The 17026-nt window shown below is 54.5% G+C and carries 16 protein-coding genes and 1 tRNA gene; 12 read left to right on the top strand and 5 right to left on the bottom strand.

What is annotated here, in order from left to right; translation table 11 throughout:
* Nucleotides 1-7 precede the first annotated feature (7 nt).
* From GRI39_RS05750 to GRI39_RS05725, 6 genes are all read left to right on the top strand, one after another.
* Nucleotides 8-694: a site-2 protease family protein gene (locus GRI39_RS05750; RefSeq protein ID WP_160738765.1), complete on the top strand. Its 687-nt coding sequence runs from the start codon at nucleotides 8-10 to the stop codon at nucleotides 692-694.
* 1 nt (nucleotide 695) lies between these two features.
* Nucleotides 696-1625: a tRNA pseudouridine(55) synthase TruB gene (truB, locus tag GRI39_RS05745; RefSeq protein ID WP_160738764.1), complete on the top strand. Its 930-nt coding sequence runs from the start codon at nucleotides 696-698 to the stop codon at nucleotides 1623-1625.
* 1 nt (nucleotide 1626) lies between these two features.
* Nucleotides 1627-1896: a 30S ribosomal protein S15 gene (gene rpsO / locus GRI39_RS05740; RefSeq protein ID WP_160738763.1), complete on the top strand. Its 270-nt coding sequence runs from the start codon at nucleotides 1627-1629 to the stop codon at nucleotides 1894-1896.
* A 209-nt stretch (nucleotides 1897-2105) separates the two neighbouring features.
* Nucleotides 2106-4382, top strand: a complete 2277-nt coding sequence (gene pnp, locus GRI39_RS05735; RefSeq protein WP_160738762.1) for a polyribonucleotide nucleotidyltransferase — start codon at nucleotides 2106-2108, stop codon at nucleotides 4380-4382.
* Between the two features lie 161 nt (nucleotides 4383-4543).
* The gene (locus tag GRI39_RS05730) at nucleotides 4544-6685 is read left to right on the top strand and encodes a PA5441 family protein (RefSeq protein ID WP_484476970.1); all 2142 of its coding nucleotides are present in this window, start codon (nucleotides 4544-4546) and stop codon (nucleotides 6683-6685) included.
* Complete coding sequence (locus tag GRI39_RS05725) at nucleotides 6642-7412, top strand: DUF3142 domain-containing protein (protein ID WP_160738760.1); 771 nt, start codon at nucleotides 6642-6644, stop codon at nucleotides 7410-7412. Before GRI39_RS05730 ends, GRI39_RS05725 begins: the two co-directional genes overlap by 44 nt.
* Here the strand turns inward: GRI39_RS05725 and GRI39_RS05720 are convergent.
* Nucleotides 7400-8542 (bottom strand): DUF481 domain-containing protein, encoded by a 1143-nt coding sequence (locus GRI39_RS05720; RefSeq protein WP_160738759.1) that lies wholly within the window; start codon nucleotides 8540-8542, stop codon nucleotides 7400-7402. The genes GRI39_RS05725 and GRI39_RS05720 overlap by 13 nt on opposite strands.
* 47 nt (nucleotides 8543-8589) lie before the next feature.
* Nucleotides 8590-9102, bottom strand: coding sequence for a DUF1993 domain-containing protein (locus GRI39_RS05715; protein WP_160738758.1), 513 nt, complete (start codon nucleotides 9100-9102; stop codon nucleotides 8590-8592).
* A gap of 88 nt (nucleotides 9103-9190) precedes the next feature.
* On the opposite strand from GRI39_RS05715, the gene GRI39_RS05710 reads away from it, so the two are divergent.
* Nucleotides 9191-10042, top strand: coding sequence for an SDR family NAD(P)-dependent oxidoreductase (locus GRI39_RS05710; RefSeq protein WP_160738757.1), 852 nt, complete (start codon nucleotides 9191-9193; stop codon nucleotides 10040-10042).
* A gap of 74 nt (nucleotides 10043-10116) precedes the next feature.
* Nucleotides 10117-11739 carry a tannase/feruloyl esterase family alpha/beta hydrolase gene (locus tag GRI39_RS05705; RefSeq protein WP_211371470.1) on the top strand — a complete coding sequence of 541 codons (1623 nt, stop codon included), beginning with the start codon at nucleotides 10117-10119 and terminating at the stop codon, nucleotides 11737-11739.
* A gap of 72 nt (nucleotides 11740-11811) precedes the next feature.
* On the opposite strand, the gene GRI39_RS05700 is transcribed toward GRI39_RS05705, so the two are convergent.
* Entirely contained in the window at nucleotides 11812-12507 is a 696-nt protein-coding gene (locus GRI39_RS05700; protein WP_160738756.1) for a GcrA family cell cycle regulator, read from the bottom strand.
* Nucleotides 12508-12589: 82 nt separating this feature from the next.
* Here GRI39_RS05700 and GRI39_RS05695 point away from each other — a divergent pair, with 82 nt between their 5' ends.
* Complete coding sequence (locus tag GRI39_RS05695; RefSeq protein ID WP_160738755.1) at nucleotides 12590-13492, top strand: ABC transporter permease; 903 nt, start codon at nucleotides 12590-12592, stop codon at nucleotides 13490-13492.
* Between the two features lie 93 nt (nucleotides 13493-13585).
* Here GRI39_RS05695 and hspQ read toward each other — a convergent pair whose 3' ends face one another.
* Nucleotides 13586-13912, bottom strand: coding sequence for a heat shock protein HspQ (hspQ, locus tag GRI39_RS05690; RefSeq protein WP_160738754.1), 327 nt, complete (start codon nucleotides 13910-13912; stop codon nucleotides 13586-13588).
* A 218-nt stretch (nucleotides 13913-14130) separates the two neighbouring features.
* Between hspQ and GRI39_RS05685 the strand changes: the two genes are divergently transcribed.
* Nucleotides 14131-14220: transfer RNA gene (locus GRI39_RS05685), tRNA-Ser, on the top strand.
* Between the two features lie 115 nt (nucleotides 14221-14335).
* On the top strand, nucleotides 14336-14863 hold the full coding sequence (locus GRI39_RS05680) for a VOC family protein (protein ID WP_246204927.1): 528 nt from the start codon (nucleotides 14336-14338) through the stop codon (nucleotides 14861-14863).
* 51 nt (nucleotides 14864-14914) lie between these two features.
* Here the strand turns inward: GRI39_RS05680 and GRI39_RS05675 are convergent, their stop codons facing one another.
* On the bottom strand, nucleotides 14915-15817 hold the full coding sequence (locus tag GRI39_RS05675) for a LysR substrate-binding domain-containing protein (protein ID WP_160738753.1): 903 nt from the start codon (nucleotides 15815-15817) through the stop codon (nucleotides 14915-14917).
* Nucleotides 15818-15922: 105 nt separating this feature from the next.
* On the opposite strand from GRI39_RS05675, the gene GRI39_RS05670 reads away from it, so the two are divergent.
* Nucleotides 15923-17014: a YeiH family protein gene (locus GRI39_RS05670; protein ID WP_160738752.1), complete on the top strand. Its 1092-nt coding sequence runs from the start codon at nucleotides 15923-15925 to the stop codon at nucleotides 17012-17014.
* Nucleotides 17015-17026: the final 12 nt, after the last annotated feature.

Raw genomic sequence — 17026 nt, 5'->3', positions numbered from 1 at the left:
AGGCATCATGTCTGACACTCTCCTTCAAGCGCTGGCGCTTATTCCAGCACTGGTTTTCGCTATCGTTTTCCACGAAGTCTCCCATGGCTGGACTGCGCTTGTATTGGGTGACCCCACAGCGAAAGAGCAACGCCGCCTGACACTTAACCCGCTGCGCCATGTTGACCCTATGGGAACCCTGCTGGTGCCAGGTTTACTGGCTCTCTCGGGCGCGCCAGTGTTTGGCTGGGCCAAGCCTGTGCCTGTGCGGCAGAGCCGTTTGAGCAATCCGCGTTTTGGTATGATTGCCGTGGCGGCGGCAGGGCCGTTGTCTAATCTGTTTCTGGCGGCAGTGGGTGCTGTGCTTCTTGGACTCTTCTTCCATACGCTGAGCCAGCCACCTGTCGGCGCGAGCCTCTACATCGTAATGGTGTTACAGTATTTCCTGCTCATCAACATCTTCCTGGCACTGTTCAATTTACTGCCTATCCCGCCGTTTGATGGATCGCACATCGTGGAAGGTTTGTTGCCTCGCAAAGCCGCGCAGGTCTATGCAAAATTACGGCCCTTCGGCTTCCCGCTTGTGTTCATCCTGTTGCTGGTGGTCCCCTATTTCTTCCCCAATGCGAGGATTGTGGAGAACGTCGTGATGCCGCCTGTCGCATGGCTGCAGGAGCATTATATGGGCCTCGCTCTATGGGTAGCAGGAGCCTGACATGAAGCAGCCGCATGGATGGATCATTCTCGACAAGCCTGTAGGGCTGGGGTCAACGCAGGCCGTTAGCGCCGTGAAGCGTAACTTGCGTGAAGCGGGGTATGGCAAGAAGAACAAGGTCGGCCATGGTGGAACGCTTGATCCGCTGGCTGAAGGCGTGCTGCCGATTGCGGTGGGTGAAGCGACCAAGCTTTGTGGACGGATGCTCGATGCGAGCAAAATTTACGCGTTTACGGTGGAGTTCGGCACCCAAACCAGTACTCTCGATGCTGAGGGTGAAGTGGTTGAACGCAGCGATGTGCGGCCAATGCTGGCTGCATTGGAAGCGGTTCTGCCGCGCTTTACCGGCGCGATTGAACAGGTCCCGCCCGCATTCTCGGCTTTGAAAGTGGACGGCAAGCGCGCTTATGATCTGGCCCGGGCCGGAGAAGAAGTCGTGCTGAAGAAACGTGCGGTGATAATCCATGCGCTGGAGATTCGCGGGCACGAGCCAAGCGAAGGGACAAGCCTTCAAAGTGTGACCTTGGTGGCAAATGTTTCCAAGGGCACCTATATACGTTCTCTGGCACGGGATATAGCGCATGCGCTGGAAAGCGTAGGCCATGTGACCATGCTGCGCCGCTTGAAAGCAGGCCCTTTTAGTGAAGTTCAAGCGATTTCGCTGGACAAATTGAACGAAATAGGTAAGGGCGCGCGTCTCGAAGACATAATTCTGCCGCTTGAGGTGGGGCTGGACGACATCCCGGCTCTCGATCTCGATCCGGAAGCGACAGTAGCGGTCCAGCAGGGCCGTGTCTTATCCGGATGCCCTGAACCTGATGGGCTTTATTGGGCGCGACATGGCACTGTGCCAATCGCGCTGATGGAGCTGGACGCGGGGACTGCAAAAGTGGTCAGGGGCTTTAATCTACAGGATGTCGCGGAGTCATGAAATGTCGGTAACACCCGAAAAGAAACAGGAAGTCATTCAGGACCACGCTCGTGCCGAAGGCGACACAGGCTCTCCTGAAGTTCAGGTAGCGATCCTCACAGAGCGTATTCGCAACCTCACCGAGCACTTCAAGGAAAACCACAAGGACAACCATTCGCGTCGCGGCCTTCTCATGATGGTCAACAAGCGTCGTAATCTGCTCGCATATCTCAAGAAGAAAGATGTTGAGCGGTACAATGCGCTGATCCAGAAACTGGGTCTTCGTAAGTAAGACAGCTTACGGCTCCCCCTTGGGGAGCCGTTTTGCTATATGGGTCTGGGTTGCTTGTCGTGATCCAGACACAATAAAGAGGTAAGGGCGTCACATTCGGTGATGCTGCCTCGGGGTGTATCAAAACCCCACACCGGCCCGGGACGGCTTACCCGGATAATGTAGGCCCCGCATTGCAATAGGGCAGCGCGGGTTCACGAAGGAAATATATGTTCGACACGAAAACCGTATCGATGGAGTGGGGCGGCAAAACCCTCACTTTGGAAACTGGCCGTATTGCTCGTCAGGCTGACGGCGCGGTCCTCGCCACATATGGCGAAACTGTGGTGCTGTGCGCAGTCACTGCTGCCAAGAGTGTGAAGGAAGGGCAGGATTTCTTCCCCCTGACTGTCCACTATCAGGAAAAATTCTCTGCCGCTGGCCGTATCCCCGGTGGCTTCTTCAAGCGCGAACGCGGTGCGACTGAAAAAGAAACACTGACCAGCCGCCTGATTGATCGTCCGGTCCGCCCGCTGTTCCCTGAAGGTTTCTACAACGAAATCAACGTAATCTGCCAAGTCCTGTCTTATGACGGTGAAACCGAAGCTGATGTTGTTGCGATGATCGCTGCTTCTGCTGCGTTGACCATTTCGGGTGTGCCTTTCATGGGCCCGATCGCTGGTTGCCGCGTTGGCATGAAGGATGGCGAATATCAGCTTAACCCGTCAATGGCGGAAGTTGCTGAAGGTCGCCTCGACCTCGTCGTTGCCGCAACGCATGACGCTGTGATGATGGTTGAATCCGAAGCCAAGGAGCTTTCGGAAGAAGACATGCTCGGCGCTGTCATGTTCGCGCATGAAGAAAACCGCAAGGTTATTGATGCGATCATCAAGCTGGCTGAGCAGTCCGCCAAGGAACCTTGGGAAATCGACCTGTCTGATGACAAGGCAGCGATGAAGGAAGAAATTCGTGGTCTGGTCGGCAATGATATTGCTGCTGCCTACAAGCTAACTGACAAGTCGGCTCGTTCTTCCGCGCTCAATGAAGTGCGTGCTAAGATCAAGACGCACTACGCTGATGCAGACGGTCAGACCCAGATGACGGCTGGCAAGCTCGGCAAGAAGCTGGAAGCTGAAATCGTCCGCACGGCGATCCTCAAGGACGGCGCACGGATCGATGGCCGTAAGGTCAATGAAGTGCGTCCGATTGAAGCGATGGTCGGCTTCCTGCCACGCACGCATGGTTCGGCGCTGTTCACGCGCGGTGAAACGCAGGCAATCTGCACCACCACGCTCGGCACCAAGGAAGCAGAGCAGATGATCGACGGCCTCGATGGCCTGACATATTCAAACTTCATGCTGCACTATAACTTCCCACCCTATTCGGTTGGTGAAGTGGGCCGCTTTGGCGCTCCTGGCCGTCGTGAAATCGGCCACGGTAAGCTTGCATGGCGTGCGCTGCACCCTGTGCTGCCTTCACGCGAAGATTTTCCTTACACGATCCGTATTCTGTCTGACATCACCGAATCCAACGGTTCGTCTTCGATGGCAACGGTTTGCGGTGGCTGCCTGTCCATGATGGATGCTGGCGTGCCAATCGAACGCCCGGTTTCGGGTATTGCGATGGGCCTGATCCTCGAAGGCGACGAATTTGCTGTTCTCAGCGACATTCTCGGCGACGAAGATCACCTTGGCGACATGGATTTCAAAGTTGCTGGTACCGAAGCTGGCATCACCACGATGCAGATGGACATCAAGGTTGCCGGCATCACGCAGGAAATCATGGGCAAGGCCCTCGCTCAGGCGAAGGAAGGCCGTGCGCATATCCTGGGTGAAATGACCAAGGCTCTGGGGTCTGCCCGTAACGAGCTTTCGGCGCATGCACCGCGCATCGAGACCATCCAGATCGACAAGTCGAAGATCCGTGATGTTATCGGCACCGGCGGCAAGGTTATCCGCGAAATCGTCGCAGAAACCGGCGCTAAGGTTGATATCGATGATGAAGGTGTCATCAAGATCAGCTCTTCCGACGTGGCTCAGATTGAAGCCGCCAAGAAGTGGATCGAAGGCATTGTGGAAGAAGCCGAAGTTGGCAAGATCTACAACGGCAAGGTCGTCAACATCGTTGATTTCGGTGCATTTGTGAACTTCATGGGCGGTAAGGACGGTCTCGTCCATGTGTCTGAAATGAAGAACGAACGCGTTGAAAAGCCAACCGATGTCGTGTCTGAAGGTCAGGAAGTGAAGGTCAAGGTTCTCGAAATCGACAACCGTGGCAAGGTCCGTCTGTCCATGCGCGTTGTTGACCAGGAAACGGGTGAAGAACTCGAAGACACGCGTCCTGCGCGTGAACCACGCGGCGATCGCGGCGGTGACCGTCGTGGCCCACGTCGTGGTGGCGGTGGCGGTCGTGACCGTAATCGTGGCCCGCGGAGCGACGATAATGGCCCGGCAAAGGAAGGGGGCAACCCTGACCACATGCCTGCTTTCCTGAAAGATGACGATTAAGCTACTCTTTCCAGTAACGGAATAATGGAAAGGCTGCAGGGGCTCCGTGCTTCTGCAGCCTTTCTCTATGGGGGCCGTAAAAGAGCCATCAATGGCACTTGTATTTCGCGCAATCCCTGCGACAAATGCTCTCCATAATTTCATGAATGTGGGAGGGATTGGTGCGGGGCAAAGCGATTTTTGGCGTAGCTGCCAGTGCATTTTTGACAACCGCACCAGCCTTTGCCTGTGCAGATAGTACCTGCTCGCCCAATTGGTCGCTGGCCCTTGCTGATTTGTCCTGTAGCAGCCAGATCACCCTGTCTCCGGGGAATGACACAAGGGTCAATCTGCTCCTTTTGAAGCAGCAGATGATTGGCGGGACTGTTCCCAATGCTTCCTACCCTGCGGAGGATCACTGGAGCCATTTCGGCCATAATTTCTTCACATGGGATGATCTGCAAAGCGCATATCACATCGCTGCACCATCACTGAGTTACAGCGATATGATGGAGATTCCCTATTATGGGACGCGCTGTGCCAGTTTCTCCGCTGGGGCTGCGGCGTTCCAGCGTGCGCTTGCTGCCAATTCATCGCTTGGTGAAAGTGAACGGCAGACACTTTCTGCCGCCCGGTTGGGTATGGAAAGTGTCTGTGCTGGCAGCCGCACCACCTGGGAAAGCAATGCAGATGTAAACCCTACGCCTAACTTTGCTCCCTCACTGGTGGATGTGAAGAGCAAGACGGGGAAGGCGTTTCTATCTTATCTCACCGGCGCTGCGGGCTTTTATTCAGGCGAATGGGGTAAGGCGCTTGATGCGTTTCAATCGCTGACGGACACAAGCGATCCGTGGTTACGCGAAACAGCCAATTACATGGTCGCACGGACGGAGCTGGGAGCCGCTCTTGCACCTGCATTTGATAAATGGGGCTATTTCCAGGGGACCGATAAGACCGATCACGCAGCAGCAGAACGCGGCGAACAGGCCCTTGCAAACTATCTCAGCCGCTATCCGCAAGGCACTTATGCAGCATCAGCGGAAGGCTTGATGAGCCGTGCCTATTGGCTGGGTGGGAAACAGTCTGAACTGGCACAAACCTATCAGCAGATGTTTGCCAAAGGTGCTATGGACGTTTCCACCGTTAATCTGATTAACGAAATCGACAACAAATTGCTGCTCGATGACAATGCACAGAATGCCATCAAAGACCCGATGCTTTTGGCGGCGCGCGATCTCTATCAGATGCGCAATGCTGAATATTCTGCTGCCCCGCCTTTAACCCTGGAGCAGATTGAACAGCAAAAGCCGATCTTTGCCAAGCAACCGGAACTGTTTGACTATCTGCTAGCCTCACATGAATTTTATATCGGCAAGAACTATGCAAATGTTCTGCAACGCATTCCGATAGACACTGCGACGGCGGCGTTCACACCGCTCGATTTTAGCCGTCAGATATTGCGCGGCATGGCGATGAATGAAATGGGCGCATCTGGGACAGAGCAGTTCTGGAAAGGGATGCTGGGGCGGGCTCAGGGTCTTTATCAGCGCCCCACGGTGGAATTAGGGCTGGCGCTCTATTACGAGAAGAAGGGCGCGGTAAGCCAAGTGTTTGCTGATGCCTCACCGATTACCGATGCCATGGTGCGGCGGCGTCTGCTCACTTATTCTGCCTCTGCAGAATTGCTCCGCCAGCAGGCGAGCGCAAAAGACGCCAATCGGGTAGAGCACCATTTCGCCCTTTGGACATTGCTCTACAAAGATCTGGCCGTTGGTGCCTACGATGCCTTTCTGCAAGATTACAAAATGATGCCCAATGACCTTGCCAAAGATGGCGAGTTTACATTGTATGAAAGCATTTATGCGCCTGATGCACCCTTAAGCGTGCTTGTTGATGGTGAAACATCCAATAATGGCTGGAATTGCCCAGGTTTGATCCAAACAATTAGCACCTTGGCGGGGAATAGCAGGAATATCTCTGCAAAATTATGCCTTGGGGAGTTCTACCGGCTTAATGGTTTTGATCATTTCTCTTTTGGTGAGGAGCCTTTGGCTGGGGAATTGGGAGGCTTCGTTCCGGGCTATGCGGCGAACAGGCAAGCGATCCGGGGCGATATTTATTCTTCGGTGATTGCAGATCGTAACGCCACGCGTGATGAACGCGCTTATGCGCTCTATCGCGGGATCTGGTGCTATGCCCGCAGTGGTTACAATTCCTGCGGTGGTAAGGATGTGCCAGAAAGCACGCGCAAGGCATGGTTCGAGCGCTTGAAGGGTGAATATGGCAATACGGTCTGGGCACGGGAGCTCAAATATTATTGGTAAGCTCTGGCGCGGTCTGTTTGCTCTTCCAGCATGTTTGCTGCTGAGCTGCCATTCGCAGCCAATCGCGCCAGTACAGACGGTCGACCCGACCCATTATGACAGCTTCTTTCTCTGGGCGGGGGTGAAACCACCCAAAGTTCTGGATCAGGCAAAAAGCGTTTATCTGCTGGCGGGGGAACTGCGCAAGGATGATGCGTCGCACATTGTCCCCTTGCGGGCGACACCGCAGACCCAAGGTGAAGATAATGTCATTCTCTGGCTGACGATCAGGGCGGAGCGTCTTGATTGGAAAGAAAGCACCTATCAGCAATTGTTCAATCAGATGCAGAGCTGGGAAGCTGCGGGTAATCATCTGGCGGGGCTTCAGATCGATTTTGACGCTGCTACTCTCAAACTTGGTGATTATGCTGAATTTCTGAAGCGTTTGCGCCAGCGTTTACCAAAACGCTACAAGCTCTCTGTCACCGGCCTGATGGACTGGAGTTCGGGCGATGGGCCAGACGGTCTACGCAGGGTTTCAGCCAGCGTCGATGAAGTGGTGATTCAAACCTATCAGGGCAGGGTGACGGTGCCCGATTATACCGATTACCGTGAAAAGCTTAGCAGGCTCGATGTGCCGTTTCGCCTCGCTCTGGTGGAGGGCGGGGAGTGGCAGGAGCCTGCAAATTTAGAGAGTAATGCTCAATTTCTGGGGTATGTTATTTTTCTACTGCCTCAAAAGCTATAGACCAGCGTGAAACGGGTAATCGTATCGGTTTTGAAGGTCTTGTTGATTGGTTCAGAATTATATTCGACCGCATAGGAAGCCTTGGCCGCCAGATTGCCAATCAGCGTTGCTTCCAGTGAGGTGGTTGAACTGAGCGTGCTATTGCCAGACTGCACATAGGCATCGGCGTTCTGAATCAGCTTGACGCTGTTGTTCAGTTTCCAGTTCAGATCAACTGCGGCCAGGCCATTGATCTTCATCTCATGCGTCCCATCGGTGAAATTGACTTTCCGCCAGGCCGGACCACTTTGAATATTAAGCTTCACGCGATCGGTATTGATCAGGCGATAACCCAAACCACCCGAGAGCGAATATCTCTCATCATAACCTTGGAAACGGTCACTCTCGAATTTGGACAGGCCGTAGAGGAAGAACAGATCCTGATTGATGTTCCACTGCGGCTCATAGCTTAGCAGATATTGTTCACGCGTGGTGACGCCATTGGTCTTTTGGTAATCATAAAGCCCGCGCACCTTGTGCACCCATTGCAGCCCTGTGCGGTTCAGTGTGACGCCGGTTGTGATACCTAACGAACGGGTATTGCCGGTTTCTCTCAAAGCGCCTGCTTCGACCTTGCCCGTCCACATCTGGAACAGCCCAGCGGCGCGGATCTGGTTTTCTTTCCGGCGCTGTTCTTCACGCGCGATCTGCGCTTTTTCTGCCAGAAAAGCATCTTCCATATCGTCGATTTGCTTTTTGAAATCGGGATTGGTGTTCTTGGCCATAGACACGACCGCAGCCACTTTGGCCTTGTCACCATCCGCAATCGCCGCGTCGAGCATCCGCTTGACCGATGGTGGCAGAACAGGGGGTGGTGGAGGTACTTCCACCAGGATCGGCGGCTGTGGCCTCAAATTGCGAATATAGAGGACAGGCGGAGGACCAAGATCTTCTTCTGCGTCAGCTTCAGCATCAGGGGCAAAGGCTCGATCAAATGGGCTTTCCTGCACGTTTTCCTGAGCCTGAGCATCCTCTGGCAATTGCTCCGTAGCAGGTGGAATATCCTGCGCCCAGGCGGGCTGAGTGGCGGCTGCCCCCAGAAACAGGCCCAGCCGAGCGGCCGAACTGATCGAAAATTGAAATCCTGACATAGAATTTCCGCTATAACAGCCCGGCGCGCTGAGCAATTCCCTTGCGATCAACTGGTTACAATTTGTACTGCACCGAGGAAATCGCGCTTACCCACTGGTACGCCTTTCATCCGCAGGATGTCGTAAGCTGTTGTGGCGTGGAAGAAGAAGTTCGGCTGGCTGAAACTGAGAAGAAAGTTCTCGGCAAGGAAGTGCAGTTTGAACTCACCCATTTCGAAGCGCATGGGCTGGCCAATATAGCTTTCAAGTTCGCTTTCTTCCACTTGCTCCAATTTTGTGATCGCATTGTTCAGCAGATTGCGCATGTCCGAAAAATTTGCCGGAGGTTCATTCATATCCGGCGAAAATACGCCTTTGCGGACTCCTTCAATCGCCCCAAGGCTATGCACCGCGCAACTTTTGAGCTGGTAAGCGAGCGGAAGCATATCCTCGGCCAGGCAGGTGGAGAGAAGCTCCTTATCGTCGCAATCGAAGGCTTCTGCTTTATCAATCAGATTGTTGCATGACCCGAGGATCTGTAGCCAGGTTGGAACAAGGGCTGTGTGAAGTGAAAGCGGCATGCTGATTTCTCCGTGAGGACTTCAAAGCGGTATAGACGTATATGATAGGCTCTGCCAAATGTAGACAAAGTCAAAGATGGAGATGAGGATGCCGATCAATAGTTTCGCTGGAAAAACAGCCTTTATCACAGGCGGAGCAAGCGGAATCGGGTTGGGAATTGCTAAAGTTCTGGTGGAGCGTGGAGCACAGGTTGTGCTGGCGGATTTGCGTCAGGATCATATTGATGATGCTTTGGCAGAATTTCATGGAGAAGGCCGGGCCAACACGGTTTCGGCGCTTCAACTCGATGTCACCAATCGAGAAAATTACCGCAAGGCTGCGCAGAAGATGCAGGATGATTTTGGCGGAATTGATATCCTTATCAATAATGCAGGTGTGGGGTTGGAGGGGCCTATTCTCGAAGCGACCTATGCAGATTATGATTTCGGTTTTGGCGTCAATATTGGCGGCGTCATAAACGGGTTTGTAGAATTCATGCCGCAGATGATGGCGCATGGACGGGGTGGCCATATCCTCTCAACCTCCTCTCTCGCTGCCGAAGTGGTGATGCCAGCGCATCTGGCGATTTACGGCGCGAGCAAAGCGGCTGTCTGCCATTTTTGTGAATCGGTCCGTGGTGAATTGGGTGAAAAGAATATTGGCGTGTCCGTGTTATTGCCCGGACCTGTTCAATCCCGCATCCACGAATGCCAGGATAACCGGCCGGCCAATTTGCGCGAAGGCAGCGGATTTAGCGCAAGCGAGGAAAAACTGTCTCAGCGGCAGCTGGGGGATGGTTGGATGGACCCGAAGGAAGTCGGCAACCTTGTCGCGGACGGAATTCTCGCCAATCAGCCTTATATCGTGACACATGGGATGTTCAAAGGCGCCCAGCGGGCGAGGTCAGAAGCAGTTCTGGATGCCACGCCTGACCGGATTGAAAAGGTCGACTTTGGTTGAGTGACAGCTTGCTCGATGCCTTTGCACCATGAGCGATGATACATAACGCATCTGAAGAAAATAGGGGGAAGGGGATGTTGAAGAGAAATATGCTTCTGCTGGCCGGTGCGGCGATGACAGTGACCATGCTGCCGGTATCTGTGCAGCAAAAGGCGATGGCGCAGAGAAACGATGCGGCTGAACAGGCAGGGGCATGTGCTGCGCTTCAGCAGTTCAAAAATGCACGTGGTGATCTTCACATTACTTCGACGCAGGAAATTGCCCCTGCACCTGCTGGTTCACTGGTTCTCAACCCTATGTCGGGTGAAAGAAACCTTGTGGCAATCCCGGCCTATTGCAAGGTTGAGGGCGTTATCAATCACCGAACCGGGCCAGACGGGGTGGAATATGGCATTCGCTTTGCTGTTGCCTTGCCCGCAAACTGGAATGGCCGTTTCCTTTTTCAAGGCGGCGGCGGTTTGAATGGCACTGTCCGTCCACCACTGGGCACTCAGGCTACGGGCGACACGCCCGCTTTAGCGCGTGGCTTTGCCGTCGCATCTACTGATAGTGGCCATAAGGGCGAAGTGTTTGACTTCGCTTTCACCCAAAATCAGCAGGCGATGCTCGACTTTGCTTATAATGCCGTGGGCAGGGTGACGGAAACGGCCAAAGAGGTGATCGCGAGCCATTATGGGCGCAGGCCTGACCATTCCTATTTCGTCGGCTGTTCCACTGGCGGGCGCGAAGGTATGGTTTCTGCCCAGCGGTTTGCTTTTGACTATGACGGTATTGTTGTTGGCGCGCCCGCCATGCGGACTGGCCACAGCAATCTGGCACTGCTCAACGCACAGGTTGCTTTCAACCAAGCGGCAGAAAAAATGTCGCTCGGCATCGGTCAGGTTGGCCAGCTTTTCTCGCCCACTCAGCGTAAAGCGCTGCAAAATGAAGTGCTGGCGCAATGTGATGCGCGTGATGGTTTAAAAGACGGGATGGTCTTTGCCGGAACCCAATGTCACTTCGATCCATCACCCTTACTGTGCAAGCCAGGTGATAAAGACCCGGGCTGCCTGCAACAGCCGCAAGTCGATGCGATCAGGGTTGCTTTTGCCGGGCCGAAGACGTCAACGGGGGCGCCCATCTATGCTTCCTTCCCGTTCGACCCGGCCTTGTTTGGTGAATCCGTCGGTGGGTTGCCCGGCTTTCTGCCCAGCACCAAACCTACTCCCCTTGGACCACCAAGCCAGAGCTTGATCTTTGATGGCAATGCCCTGCTGGCAGTAGCGGATAAGGATCAGGGCGGAAGGTTGATGGACAGCTACAACTTTACCAACCTCAACAGCTTTGCCGGCCGTGGCAGCAAGATGATGATGTTCCACGGTCTGGCAGACCCTTGGTTTTCGGCCTTCGATACGGTGAATTGGTGGGAGCAGCTTGCCAAGGCATCTGGTGGGCAGGACAAGGCATTGGGGTTTGATCGCTTGTTTCTGGTCCCGGGCATGGGGCATTGCCAAGGCGGTGATCTCACGCCTGACACATTCGATATGCTGACACCATTGGTCGCATGGGTGGAGGAGGGGAAGGCGCCGCAGTCTGTTACCGCCACAGGGCGCGGGCTGAATGGCGCACAACGCAAACTATGTCCTTACCCTTCAGTATCGACCTACGATGGCAAGGGTGATCCCAAGAAGACATCCAGTTATAATTGCAAAGGCTGAGCTGCCATTGCGTCTCACAAAGAAAACCCGGCAAGGCCTTCGCTTTGCCGGGTTTTCTTTTAAGATTTAATCTTAGCGGACGCGCGGGCCACCAAAAGGCAGCGGTGGCGGTGCACGGCGTGCACCACGCGGAAGTTGTGCCTGATAAGCCCGTCCGCAATGTTCAACACAGTAAGGGAAGCCGGGGTTCACCTTTTCACCACAGAAGTGAAAATCGGGTTCACCGGGGTGGCCCATCGGCCAACGACAAACGCGATCATTCAGATCGAGCAGGCTCGTCTTATCAGCAATTTCGGGGCTCGGCTTGGCGGGAACCAGGCGGCGTGGCGGAGCGGGCGGGATCGGCGGCTGTTGATCACCGGGGCCTTGACGCAGGAAGCCACCGGGGCCGACGGAAACGATTTTTGGCGAATTGCCAGCAGGCGGTGCCTTTTCCGGAGCCGCAACTTCAGGTCTTGCCTGCACGGGCGGTGGCGCCTGCCTGGGGGCTGGCGCGGGGGCAGGGCGTGCTTCAACCTTGGGCGCAGTGGGCTTTTCCTTGGGTTTGGGTTTTTCAGCCGGCTTCGCTGTTTTTGCAGCTTTCTTGGCACCATCCTTCTTTTCGCCAGATTTGACGGGTGAAGGGCGCGATTTCAGGCCAAGGCGATGTGCCTTGCCAATCACCGCATTACGCGAAACACCGCCAAGCTCTTCAGCGATCTGGCTGGCGGTGGAGCCACCTTCCCATAATTTTCGCAGCGTTTCGATGCGTTCTTCGGTCCAGCTCATGAAACGTCCATATACCTCAAATTCAACAGGCGGGCCGCACCAATGCTTGCCAGCGAGAGGCCATGCGATTAGTCGGACATTCATGGCCGATCAAGCGCATACATCTCTCACCAGCGAAACGGTAACCTCCAGCGATTTTACTGCTGAAGCTGAAAATACCGAGCGCAGGTTTCCGCCCAAAGGGCAGCCCCTGATTACCGGTTTCAATCGGGTGGGGCTCTGGACTCTCTATATGAAGGAGGTTCGGCGATTTCTCAAGGTGCAGACCCAGACAATATGGGCTCCTGCGGTCACAACTTTGCTGTTTTTAGTGATTTTTACCGTTGCCATGGGGCGTGGCACCCGGGAAATTCTTGGTGTGCCCTTTGCAACTTTTGTTGCGCCGGGCCTCATCATGATGGGAATGATGCAGAATTCTTTCGCCAATTCGAGCTTTTCACTGCTCGCGGGCAAAATTCAGGGCACCATTATCGATCTCCTGATGCCACCGCTCAGTGAAGCGGAATTGATGATCGGCATTGTCTCGGCAGCGATGACCCGTGCTGTGATGGTGGGCGGCGCTGTGGCCTTTGCCATGTTCCTGTGGCCTGATGTAACCTTGATGGCAGCGCATCCCTGGGCGATCATATGGTTTGGCCTGATGGGCTCTGCGATGCTGGCGATGATGGGCTTGATTGCTAGCATGTGGGCAGAGAAGTTTGACCATAATGCTGCGGTCACCAATTTCATTGTCGCGCCGTTGTCTTTGCTCTCCGGCACTTTTTACGTGATCGATAATCTGTCACCACTTTTTCAGACGATCAGCCGCTTCAACCCATTCTTTTATATGATCTCGGGCTTTCGGTTCGGTTTTCTGGGTGAAAGCGATATTGGCAATACGAACCATGCGGTGATGGGGGCTGCATTGGGTGTGTTTGTGCTCAACCTTGTTCTGGGCACGGTCTGCTACCGTCTTCTGAAGAGCGGTTGGAAATTGAAAAGCTGACTAAGCTCACTGCATTGATGCAAAACAAAGGGCGGCCCCTCATGATCGAAGGGCCGCCCTTTTGTTATCCGGCTGCAGCGGGTGCAATCATTATCAATGGGTCAAACGTCTCCGCAACCGATAGCGGCCATCCCTGAATTCATCGAACAATTCAGCGACATTGGGGTGTTCTATCGGCCCACCTTCACTGTCTGCTTCGAGGTTTTGCTGGCTGACATAGGCCACATAAGAGGCTTCATCATTCTCTGCGAGAAGGTGATAGAAGGGCTGTTCACGCTTCGGGCGCATTTCACTTGGAATGGATTCATACCATTCCTCGCTATTGGCGAAGACCGGGTCCACGTCAAAAACAACGCCGCGAAAGTCGAACTGCTTGTGCCGAACGACTTCGCCAATTCCGAAGCGAGCTTTGCTGTTCAACGGGGCTTCCAAGCGCCGTCCAGCCTGATGCGAATAATAATGTGCGCGATCCATATGGGTAAAATATAGGCAGATCGCGTATTGAAACAAGTTCCGTATGTTCGCGCAGGCACGCTTTTTGGTGCAAAAGTGAATCAGGGGCTTGGCAATAGCATTCGCTTGAGCTAACCGCCCGCTCCAGCAGACCGGAACGCAATAAGCGTCCCGCACCCTTGAGCGGAGAGGTGCCGGAGTGGTCGAACGGGACGGTCTCGAAAACCGTTGTGCCTTCACGGGTACCGTGGGTTCGAATCCCACCCTCTCCGCCATTCACCACCGATTACCGCCGAAAATAGCCTGTGAGCTGTTGAGCACCGCACACTGAGGTAATGGCTGTATCTGCCGGTATTGTCGCTACCAAAGCATAGCAGGCACAGACAGCCGATGCTGCAAATGTCTGCTGTGCGGGACGAAGCGGTCATCCAAAATTTCGGAACGATGCAAGCCAAGCAAAACTGTGCTTTAAGATTGTTCCTTCATCATCTTGTCGTGAGCCCATTTATGCCCGTCCGCATCTCCCATTTTTCATTGCTGATCCCGGATTACGACATAGCGCTCGATTTCTTCCTGAGCATTGGTTTTGAGTGTCGTGAGGATACCGATCTTGGAAACGGAAAAAGATGGGTGCGGATCGCACCCCCGGGCGCACAAACCGAGATTTTGCTCGCTCGCGCTGCCGAAGATCGACAGTCCAGGTCTATCGGAGAGCAGGGCGGTGGACGTGTCTGGCTTTTTCTGGAAACCGAAGATTTCGCAAGTGACTACGAGCGGCTTAAGGCCGCAAACGTTGAGTTCGAAACGCCACCGCGTGATGAACCTTACGGGCGTGTCGTCGTCTGGAAGGATCCGTGGGGGAATCGTTGGGATCTGATCGAGTATGCTTGTCCTGACCTGAGCGGAACAGGCAACTAAGGCCTCAAAGCTGTCATTCGCTGCAAATTATAGGCATATCCGGTTATTTGGTTATGACAGGCCTTTTCCCACGTCACTTGGCTGTTGTTCTGCGATAATGTCCAGGAGGGCATCTGCGGCTTTGCTGCGATACCGCTCTTTGTGACGCAAAGCGTGAAATGCGCGGTTTTCCAAATCTAGGGGCAGGGCGTGCAAGGTGCCCAGTTGGATGGCTGGTGCGGTGACCAGTGCGGACAGTGCAGCCACTCCTGCACCCGCTTCGACTGCAGAACGCACGCTTTCGTTCGAGGGAAGTTCAAGCGTTACATTGAGTTCCTGGGGATCAATACCGATCCGCCTTAGCGCGGCATTCAATGTCGAGCGCGTGCCTGATCCTTTTTCACGCATGACCCAATGTGCCGACCTGATCCATTCAGTGCTGACTGCTGTGCCAGCAAATGGTTCTGCCTGAACAATCAGCAATTGGTCATCTCCGACGCGCCAACTGGCGAGCACCGGATCATCAACCACACCTTCAACGATCCCCAGATCTGCCTCTCCATCGCGCACTCGTGCCGCAGCTTGTTGAGTGTTTGCTATGGTGAGTTCGATTTCGATCCCTTGATAGCGCACACGATATTGAGCAAGGATGCGGGGGAGCCAATAGGCCGCGATGGTCTGGCTGACTGCCAGTTTGAGCGTCCCACGGGACAAATTGCCAAATTCACTGAGGAGACGTTCCGCCGTGGTGGCTCGTGCCACCACATTGCGGGCTTCGATCAGGAATGCCTGGCCTGCTTCTGTAAGGGTAATACCGCGCCCGACGCGGTGAAACAGTTTGACCCCGTGACGTTCTTCTAGCGCTGCAATCGCGGCAGAGGCTGCTGATTGAGTAACGTTTATGGCCTTTGCCGCCGCAGTCATATGCTCGCGCTCTGCCACGGCGATGAAGATACGAAGTTGCTCAAGCGTCATGTCCGGCACATTCCAATCAATCAGGTTTCACGATTGGAATGACAAGAATAACACGTTAGATCAATTGATGATCGGAGCGTAGCTGAAGGGGAGAAGGAAACCCCGATGATAAGCTTCGCGTTCGATCAATCCTCTCTTTACCGTTTTAGAGCGCATTTCCAGTCGATGGTGCCCGGCGTGGGGGTCTGTTTTGGCATCACCGCGCTGGCCTATCTTTTGCAAGCAGCTGAAGAGATGATCTTCGGAAAAGCGTGGCTGGAGGCACTGGTTCTGGCCATTCTTATCGGCACGGCAATACGGAGCATTGGAGTGCCCGTACGACGCTGGCATTCAGGCATCGCGTTCAGCGCCAGATATTTCCTTGAAATCGCGGTGGTGCTTCTCGGTGCATCGGTGAGCGCGGCGACAATTATGGCGGCTGGCCCGGCATTACTTGCGGGCATATCGATTGTGGTGGTGGGTGCTATCATGCTGAGTTTTGGGATTGGCCGGTTACTTGGGGTGCCCATCCGCATGGCGCTGCTGGTTGCATGTGGAAATTCGATTTGCGGGAATTCCGCGATTGCAGCCGTGGCTCCTGTTATCGGGGCTGATGGAGATGATGTGGCGGCATCCATTGCTTTTACCGCCGTACTTGGGGTGCTGGTTGTGCTCGGGCTGCCCTTACTGGGTTTGGCATTGGGGATGAGCGCGCTCGCCTATGGCGCTTTTGCGGGCCTCACGGTCTATGCTGTGCCGCAAGTCATTGCCGCTGCTGCCCCGCTTGGCCCCTTGGCCGTGCAGACGGGCATGTTGGTCAAGCTGGTGCGGGTTTTGATGCTGGGGCCTGTTTGTCTGATACTGTCTCTCATCGCGCCGCATATTGCTGCTGCCGATGAACCTCTTGATGCTGTGATCGCCGGGGAGGCTGAGGCTGGTGGGCGGCTTTCACTGGCACATCTGGTGCCGTGGTTTATTCTCGGCTTTCTGGCCTTGGTTGGCTTCAGGTCCTTCGACCTGATCCCACGAGATTTGCTTGCGCCAATCAGTCAAATAGCCACTTTCCTGACAGTCATTTCCATGGCTGCGCTGGGACTGGGGGTTGATCTCAAGGTCGTGCTCAAAGCGGGTGGGCGGGTCACAATGGCTGTTGTTTTGTCGCTTATAGGACTGGGATGCATCAGCTTTACTTTGTTGAAAATTCTTCAGATTGGCTGATTACCGCTGCAT

Source organism: Altericroceibacterium indicum, from assembly GCF_009828105.1.
In the GTDB taxonomy this organism is placed as follows: domain Bacteria; phylum Pseudomonadota; class Alphaproteobacteria; order Sphingomonadales; family Sphingomonadaceae; genus Altericroceibacterium; species Altericroceibacterium indicum.
Note: the sequence above shows the minus strand (reverse complement) of the source record. Positions and strands in the feature narration are given on the sequence as shown.

Bases quoted from the DNA above. Each gene is read 5' to 3' on its own strand.
- GRI39_RS05705 (WP_211371470.1), top strand. From the start codon at position 10,117: ATGTTGAAGAGAAATATGCTTCTGCTGGCCGGTGCGGCGATGACAGTG.
- rpsO (WP_160738763.1), top strand. From the start codon at position 1,627: ATGTCGGTAACACCCGAAAAGAAACAGGAAGTCATTCAGGACCACGCT.
- pnp (WP_160738762.1), top strand. From the start codon at position 2,106: ATGTTCGACACGAAAACCGTATCGATGGAGTGGGGCGGCAAAACCCTC.
- GRI39_RS05750 (WP_160738765.1), top strand. From the start codon at position 8: ATGTCTGACACTCTCCTTCAAGCGCTGGCGCTTATTCCAGCACTGGTT.
- GRI39_RS05720 (WP_160738759.1), bottom strand. From the start codon at position 8,542: ATGTCAGGATTTCAATTTTCGATCAGTTCGGCCGCTCGGCTGGGCCTG.
- truB (WP_160738764.1), top strand. From the start codon at position 696: ATGAAGCAGCCGCATGGATGGATCATTCTCGACAAGCCTGTAGGGCTG.
- GRI39_RS05675 (WP_160738753.1), bottom strand. From the start codon at position 15,817: ATGACGCTTGAGCAACTTCGTATCTTCATCGCCGTGGCAGAGCGCGAG.
- GRI39_RS05710 (WP_160738757.1), top strand. From the start codon at position 9,191: ATGCCGATCAATAGTTTCGCTGGAAAAACAGCCTTTATCACAGGCGGA.
- GRI39_RS05680 (WP_246204927.1), top strand. From the start codon at position 14,336: ATGCTGCAAATGTCTGCTGTGCGGGACGAAGCGGTCATCCAAAATTTC.
- GRI39_RS05725 (WP_160738760.1), top strand. From the start codon at position 6,642: ATGGCAATACGGTCTGGGCACGGGAGCTCAAATATTATTGGTAAGCTC.
- GRI39_RS05695 (WP_160738755.1), top strand. From the start codon at position 12,590: ATGGCCGATCAAGCGCATACATCTCTCACCAGCGAAACGGTAACCTCC.
- GRI39_RS05700 (WP_160738756.1), bottom strand. From the start codon at position 12,507: ATGAGCTGGACCGAAGAACGCATCGAAACGCTGCGAAAATTATGGGAA.
- GRI39_RS05670 (WP_160738752.1), top strand. From the start codon at position 15,923: ATGATAAGCTTCGCGTTCGATCAATCCTCTCTTTACCGTTTTAGAGCG.
- GRI39_RS05715 (WP_160738758.1), bottom strand. From the start codon at position 9,102: ATGCCGCTTTCACTTCACACAGCCCTTGTTCCAACCTGGCTACAGATC.